Here is a 2,223-nt window from a genome sequence, read left to right as displayed (position 1 = left end):
CACAGGGTAGAAGCCTGCTCCTACTGGGGGCTGGTGGCTCGGGTCAACCTCATCCTTCTGGTGCACAACCTCATTCGCAGCCGCATCCTCTTGAAGATGGCCGGGGTGGAGTTATGAGGTAGCACACTAAGGCGTATAAAGCAAACTGGGGAAATCACAGGGGGTCAAAGAGTTCGGCAAAAATAGTTACCCCAGCGCTGATCAGGCGCACATGTCTGTAATCTGAAAGAATTTCTCTGAGCGCTGCTGCGCACTCGCTTTCTCCTACTATTTTTGCATTTTACTCAAGACTAGTATAATAGTCTCCAGTGAAAATCGTCCTCAAAACCAACTGGCAGAACCCGGCCCGCCGCCGCCTCGAGGCCCACCGAGCTCTGCAAGAGCGGGACGAGACGGCGCTGCTCGAGCTGCTCGAGGCCTATCTAATTAATTACAGCCGCAAGCAGGCCACCCTGAGCCCCCGCACCCTGAAAAACTACCGCCTTGCCCTGCGGGACTTCCTGGCCTGGTGCTGGCCGCCGGATGCGCCCGCACCCCGGGAACAAATCGCCCGCAGCAGCCGCGAGACCCTTGCCCGCTACGTGGCCAGCCTCCAGACCCAGGGCTCCCACCTCGAGCCCCACGAACCGCTCAGTCCGGGGAGCATGGCCCTCCGGCTGGTGGGCGTGCGGCAGTTCTACCGCGCCCTGGAGTGGGCGGGCGTGCTGGCGGCGCCCAGCAGCCCCCCGGCCCCTCGCGACCCTACCCCACCCGAGGAGAAGCGGCCCGCCCTGCCCTTCTCCTGGTACTCGAGGCTGCTCAAGCACCTCGAGCAGTTTGACGACCCAGCTAGCTTCCGCGACCGGCTGGCGATGCGGCTGGCCGGGGAGTGCGGACTGCGGGTGGCTGAGCTGGTGGGCCTCCGCGTTGAGGACGTGCTGCTGGAGGAGCGCCTGCTGGTGGTACGGGGTAAGGGGGGCAAGCGACGTAGCGTGCCCCTCCCCCGCTCCTTGGTGCCGGACCTCGAGGGCTGGCTGCGCCTCCGACAGGTTCTGGCCCCGGCGGGCGAGCCCCACCTGCTGCTGCGAAGCCTGAGGAACGGACGCCTGGGCAAAGGCATCTCGGCCAATGGGCTGTGGTGGCGCATCAGTGGGCACTACCAGGCCATCGGCCTGCCCAGCCGCTACTCCGGGCTGCACATGCTGCGGCACACTGCGGGCACCCGGTTCTACCGGGCCTCTAGGGATCTGCACGCCACCGCACGGCTCCTGGGCCATGCCAGCCCGAGCACCTCGGCCATTTACGCCAAGATGGACCTCCAGGGGCTGTTCCGGGTGGTGGATATGCTGGATGAAACTGAGGAATAGTGTTGCCCGGACTACGCCAGCACATGCAAGAACGAGGTGACCAGGATAGTGGCGTACACCACCAGGCCAATCGTAAGCAGTTGTTTCTTCTGGAAGTCCATGGGCATCTCCTATCTGTGGATTATATATCATGTGTTTATGAGAAAATCTCATTGCTATCTCATTCAACCAAAATATAGGGGGTTTTCACTGTCCTGGACGGTGTAAACCCCATATTTGGCTCTAAGCCAAATAACCTGGCTGGGGATGATTTCATTTGCCTTACCTCCTCCGAACGTCACGCAAAGAGGGGGCTAGACCCCCTCTTACCTCTCGAGGCGAGGTAGCCGAGAGAGAACCCCCCTCACCCGCACCGCCCTGATCCTCGAGGAAAAATGACCACTCGTGTCCGGCGCAAATAGTCAATTTCGACAGGCGAGGCGGGGCTGTTGGGGGTGCGGGGCTGTCTCTCGGCTACCCCTCACAGGCCGTATAACCACCCCTTTTACCCCCCTTTTGCCCCTTTTTGGGAGGAAAACGAGGGGTTTTCAGGGGGTTTTGGGTTGTTTTGCTGGAGGGGATGGGTGGAGCGTGATTGGGGCTGTCTCGAGACGTGATGCTTTTCAGTGACACGAGTGATCAAAATCAGGCAGGGCCAGAAAATGATCATCGCTGTCACTGAAAGTGGTTAACGCTGTCACTGGAGAATGGTTATTTTCTGGAAGCGAGTATTTTGCATGGCCATCGCTGCTGCTGGAGAATAATAACTATTGCTCTGGTAAGTTAATCATCGCCACTCCGTTTGGGGTACAGGTGGGCCAGCTTGATGCGCGCGTCGGCGGTGGTGAACCGCCACTGGATAACGACCTTTTGCTGGTTCCTACGCTGGGCCCAAGCC

The 2,223-nt window shown here is 60.1% G+C and carries 1 protein-coding gene; it reads left to right on the top strand.

Annotated features, from left to right (window positions below):
• Nucleotides 1–308: 308 nt before the first annotated feature.
• Nucleotides 309–1,346 (top strand): tyrosine-type recombinase/integrase, encoded by a 1,038-nt coding sequence (locus tag J3L12_RS16515; protein WP_347708942.1) that lies wholly within the window; start codon nucleotides 309–311, stop codon nucleotides 1,344–1,346.
• Nucleotides 1,347–2,223 lie beyond the last annotated feature (877 nt).

The organism is Meiothermus sp. CFH 77666, assembly GCF_017497985.1.
Classification (GTDB): Bacteria; Deinococcota; Deinococci; order Deinococcales; family Thermaceae; genus Meiothermus.
The sequence above is the reverse complement of the archived record's forward strand: the minus strand, read 5'-3'. Positions and strand labels throughout refer to the sequence as shown.